The following is a 4,756-nucleotide window of genomic DNA, read 5'->3' on the forward strand; positions in this document are numbered from 1 at the left end:
GATCTGGGGTTGGGTCAGGATCTGGATCTGGGGTTGGGTCAGGATCTGGATCTGGGGTTGGGTCAGGGGTCGGCTCGAACGATGTATCGCCTAGAAAGGTTATTTGCTCTCCAGTTGATTTGTTGCTGATCTTGAGTTGCTCCTCGCCATAGACAGTTGCGTCAACAAACTCGATTGGACGTTCAGAATCTATAGCGATAGGGCCATCAAACTTCTTGTGGAAAACACTCTCGATATCGCGGCCTTCAACAGTGTTATCGGTTTCAGTAATCAGGGTTGCATTGTTGATCTCCAGTACATCATCGCCACTATGACCTCGGCTAGAAGACTGAATCATGACCCGCGCTTCAGCAATAATCGGATCCTCGATATCCACTGTTCGGTTGGGGGCTATCTGGATACCCATATTGCCAACCTTCCAGGCTGTGAAATCTTCGACTGCGGCATTATCTGGATGAGTATCGAATGAGGTACTGATCTCAAGTGCGTTACCGGTCCAGTCAAATCGGTATCCCAAATTACCGGAAGTTGCCATGAGTGTATGAGCTGTGTTGTCCTCAAATTGCTCCATTGGCAAATCGCCTTTAGGATCGTCTTTGTCGATGGCAGTACCCGAAGCATTATCTGGGTCAATAAACCAGAATCCCTGACCACTTGGGACCCCAGCGACGTGATTACCCTCAAAGGAATTCGCTTGATTGGTAATCCAAAAGCCAGAGGCTCGCTCCTCCTTCCTCATGCCGTTGTCAGGATTGTCAATTCGGAACTCTTCTGTGGTTGAGCGCGGGAGCATCGCTAAGTTGTCAACGAATTCATTACCTGTTTCGACGCCGTCCTCGATGTAATAGGAATGGCTCATCGAGTCGTAGACAACGTTGCCTTCAATAAGCAGGTTGTCCGTCTGGTGAACAACCACCCCGCGCTGGAAAGTGTGGTGAATTGATGAGTTCTTGACGTATGCCCCTTCAGCATCTCCTGTATGGTGAAAATGAATGGGATAGCCTCCTAGTTCGCCTGAGAGTCCAAGGCTATCGAATTCCACCCCATCGATCTTGATCTCTGAGTCTGTCATGTATACGGTGTGGCCACCATAGCCAGCCCGCGTGTAGTAGTCTGGATTCTCTGAATTCTTGATGATCTGGGTCTCACCTTCTTCTGAACCCGTAATGCTAATGTTGCGTGAGAGGTTAGTAACTTCCCCTCTCATATCAAGCGTCTTGCCATTATCGAGGACTTGCTGCGCGCCATAGTGCTGATGTTTAAGCGGCTCGTCGAAGTATATGGTCGATCCTTTAATATCTGTGATGGTGCGCTCTTCGGCCTCAAATGCATCGAAGTCAGTAGGCGCGATCGCGATTTCGTCACCAACATTCCATCCTTGCGGAACTTCCATCAATGTAATGGAAGTATCACCGACATCTGCAGTTTCTCCGAGTTGAGTCCAGCTATCAACCTCAGTTCCATGCAGTTCTAACTTACCGCCGGGAGCAACAATCAGAGCTTTGTTATCGACAGGGTTAGTCAAATGACCGTGGCCGTCATGCTCAGAGCGATGATGAGAGTGTTCAGGCATCCAATCTGCCAAAACAATATCCGGGTCGCCAGACTTTCCCGTTAGAACAATTTCAACTTCATGAGTATGAGGATTCTCCTTACTTCCAGCTCTCATCTCACCAAAGACTACAATGTTGTCTGCCGTCAGAGCGATATCTGTTTCACCAAAGGTAAGTTTGCCTTGAACAACCAAATTGCCGAGCTCTGGAGTATCGGTATCTAGAACAACATTTAAATCAGGTGGAATGATTACGTCTTCCCCTGCTTTAGGAGTTTGGCCAAGCCATTCACTGGCATTTGACCAGAGAACCGTTTGCATATCCATATTGTGATTCATACCGTTCATGTTCATGGAATTCGTTTGCATATCCATTGCAGAAAATTCTCCTAAAGAGTGGATAGAGCGAATGAAATCTGCGACAGAATGCATTTAATGCAGAATTCATTCGATTTTCTAAGCAGAGAGAAAAGTATGATCTGATGCGATCAAAGAAAAGAAATTTAGCTATGAAAACACCAGATTTCACGCAAGCAAATAAGCTTCGTCATTCAACCAAGCTATTTTCAATTTTCAAAAAGAAAGGCTTTTCTGGGTAGAAAATACTTAGTAATCCGATTTGAAATTTCGGAGAATGAACAATCTCACTTATGGAAAACAGATTTGCTTGACCTGAAGACCGTACAGTTATAAATCAGCACATTTTGAGATCTAAGAGCGATGGAAAGCTGTTCAGCTCTTAGGAATAGAGTGGCTGAAATTCAAAACCAGTCTTAGCAAAGTGGTTTCCAGGAAAGATAGAAGTCTCTATAAATATCTAATTCCTGATTAATGGAATCAGTACCAAATCTTGATTTCATCAAATTCTTAGGCCTTTCCCAAAAGATGGGGTTTCAGAAAAAATCCCTGTAGAACCCATGCAGACACGTGCCAAATTCGGACATCTTAAGATTTAGAGAGACGTCCATACTCGAATCTGGTCAACGCCATCAATACACATATAGCGCGGGTGTTAATGGTGAAGAGCTTTCGTAATTGGAAAACTTTATTGACTCAGTAAATCTAACTCTTCAAAACCCTGTTATTTCCTGCAGACAGATAATATCACCGTTAGCGGTCTTGGTAGAAAGGTTAAGCAGCCCTTAGATTCAACTCGACAAACTTTGAGTTGATGTGATCCATCTATACCAACCCTATTGGGATCTTGAATAAGGCTCTCCTCGGAAAAACCTTATTTCAAAGAGCCTTCTTGACCCTAGAAATCATTTAGGCTCGCTATGGTAGACGGACAAATGGTAGCCCCTACCAACCGCTTATGGATGTTTGCTAGTTAGCATACGGACCAGCAGCGTCGTAACTAAGCAATTTAATAGTGGACTCCCTAGATTTGGATGGCAGATGTAGTCCCCTACTCGTGTTTCTGGCAGACATCACTACGGTAGTGTTCAAGCTACACTCGATTGTTCACATCAAGAAGACACAATAAAGTTAGTGCAAAGAGTTTACAAAGTATAACGTTGAAAATACGTAAATTTAGTGTGCTGGTCTGTCTTTGTCCTCTGAGGACATTACTATTTTGTCGGTTCTCAGAGGTTTCATGGCTTCTACAGTTTGAGGTCATTCGTCAGTATGTTTGGTTCTACTACACCTCTCCGCTGAGCGACGGCGATATTGAGAAGATGATGCTCTATCGGGTATTGGAGGTGACCTACGAGTCCATTCGCCGATGGTGTAAAAAGTTTGCTCAAGTCTTGGCCAATCAGATTCATCGCCGTCACTCCCTATCCGCTGACAATCAGCGTCTTGACGAGGTTGTGATCGGTATTAGAGATCAACGGTACTATCTCTGGCGAGCCATCGAAGGCGATGGATAGGAATATAGTCCTGAATTCTAGATGTGGAAAGTTAAGTTGGCAACACAGATGGAGTCTTGACCCTGACTATTCGAAGACGCAGCGCTTATTGGTTGGGAAATCTTTCTAGCTATAATGTGCCGGCATTCCCCAACTGAGAGGTTCGATGAGATCGCGAAACCGAGTAGATGAACTGCTACAGGAGTTGTCGGGTTGGGAAGCGCGGGAATTGCGAGAGTTGAAAGCAGCCCTAGGTGGTTTATTGGAGGCTGTAGAGCGAGACAAAAGGAGGTTGTCCGAGAAGGGAAGTCGGGGCCATATTGAGGAGAAATATATCCAACGGGGCAACAAAAGGCATGGCCCTTACTTATATCTGCGCTACTGGCAAGATGGGAAGCTGCGATCGAAGTATCTAGGTAAGAAGAAGTCAGAGTGAGTTGAGATGAAGTCAAAGAGTCAAATCCACGATCACTATTGTTAAGGAATGAAATTCGGAGAAACTACGATTATATCCCCTAACAATTCGAGTTCTGGTGAGTTTTTAGCGGAGTAACCGCCCTGGATCGTTACTTTAGATATAGCCATTCCAGATAATTTCTAAGGATGAGGAAACTTCTTGAATAAGGTTTTCCTTGGAAAACCTTATTCAAAATCCAAATGGGATCGCTATATGCTAGGAGTGCTTAAGTGCTCATTCAGGCAGTCGATCGCAGTGTCAATTCCAGTCGCAGCTGCTTGCACGTGGGTATCCTGCAAGCCCTTCTCTAGGCAGTGCTCTAGATAGCCCAGCTCAATCACCAAGCGTTTCACCATCTCTCGAAGGTGGCGCTGATAAGCAGAGTGGTCACAGTTCAGAGTCGTGGTGGTTCTCATCGGGCAGGTCCTCATTCACGGGGCATACTGATGTGATATCTCACTCCTTCTTGTTGCAGCTAGCCCTAATATCTCAACAGATAAGCTGTTGCAAAGCTTCAGTACAGCAACGTTTGCGACTGTGAAACTTGCGCGATCGCTGACGCTATAGCCCCTGAGTGTAGCCGTAGTAAAGTCTCATGTGCTCGATCGCATCTGATTTATCGGCAAAACTTTGTGTGGTGAAGATACCCAAGCCTGGTGCAGTGACCTTTAAATAAAAGTCACCACCAATGTTTCTTCGACCCACATCAAAGAGTTCAATCTCCACTCCCTCATAGCGCGTTGAGCGGTATGTGGGGTATGGCAACGATCCTGACGAAAAGGTATCACATCTCGCTGGAACCTTTGCATAGAAGGAGTTTAAGGCATACTACATTTCCGCCTCCAGAGCCTATTGAGTCAGTTCAATCGGTTCTTCCTGGAGTGGTTTAGTAGC

At 45.5% G+C, this 4,756-nt stretch carries 5 protein-coding genes; 2 read left to right on the plus strand and 3 right to left on the minus strand.

The genetic code is table 11. The annotated features are described in order from the left end of the window. A partial coding sequence (locus tag PN498_RS13725; protein ID WP_272063378.1) for a G8 domain-containing protein occupies positions 1 to 1,927 on the minus strand: 1,927 nt, incomplete at its 3' end. Between the two features lie 1,142 nt (positions 1,928 to 3,069). Here PN498_RS13725 and PN498_RS13730 point away from each other — a divergent pair. Then, entirely contained in the window at positions 3,070 to 3,426 is a 357-nt protein-coding gene (locus PN498_RS13730; protein WP_272063379.1) for a hypothetical protein, read from the plus strand. Positions 3,427 to 3,571: 145 nt separating this feature from the next. Continuing rightward, positions 3,572 to 3,841 (plus strand): hypothetical protein, encoded by a 270-nt coding sequence (locus PN498_RS13735; RefSeq protein ID WP_272063380.1) that lies wholly within the window; start codon positions 3,572 to 3,574, stop codon positions 3,839 to 3,841. A gap of 230 nt (positions 3,842 to 4,071) precedes the next feature. On the opposite strand, the gene PN498_RS13740 is transcribed toward PN498_RS13735, so the two are convergent. Next, positions 4,072 to 4,278, minus strand: a complete 207-nt coding sequence (locus PN498_RS13740; RefSeq protein WP_272063381.1) for a hypothetical protein — start codon at positions 4,276 to 4,278, stop codon at positions 4,072 to 4,074. 145 nt (positions 4,279 to 4,423) lie between these two features. Then, entirely contained in the window at positions 4,424 to 4,627 is a 204-nt protein-coding gene (locus PN498_RS13745; protein WP_272063382.1) for a hypothetical protein, read from the minus strand. Positions 4,628 to 4,756: the final 129 nt, after the last annotated feature.

The organism is Oscillatoria sp. CS-180 (genome assembly GCF_028330965.1).
In the GTDB taxonomy this organism is placed as follows: Bacteria; Cyanobacteriota; Cyanobacteriia; order Phormidesmidales; family Phormidesmidaceae; genus Halomicronema.

Bases quoted from the DNA above. Each gene is read 5' to 3' on its own strand.
- PN498_RS13740 (WP_272063381.1), bottom strand. From the start codon at position 4,278: ATGAGAACCACCACGACTCTGAACTGTGACCACTCTGCTTATCAGCGC.
- PN498_RS13735 (WP_272063380.1), top strand. From the start codon at position 3,572: ATGAGATCGCGAAACCGAGTAGATGAACTGCTACAGGAGTTGTCGGGT.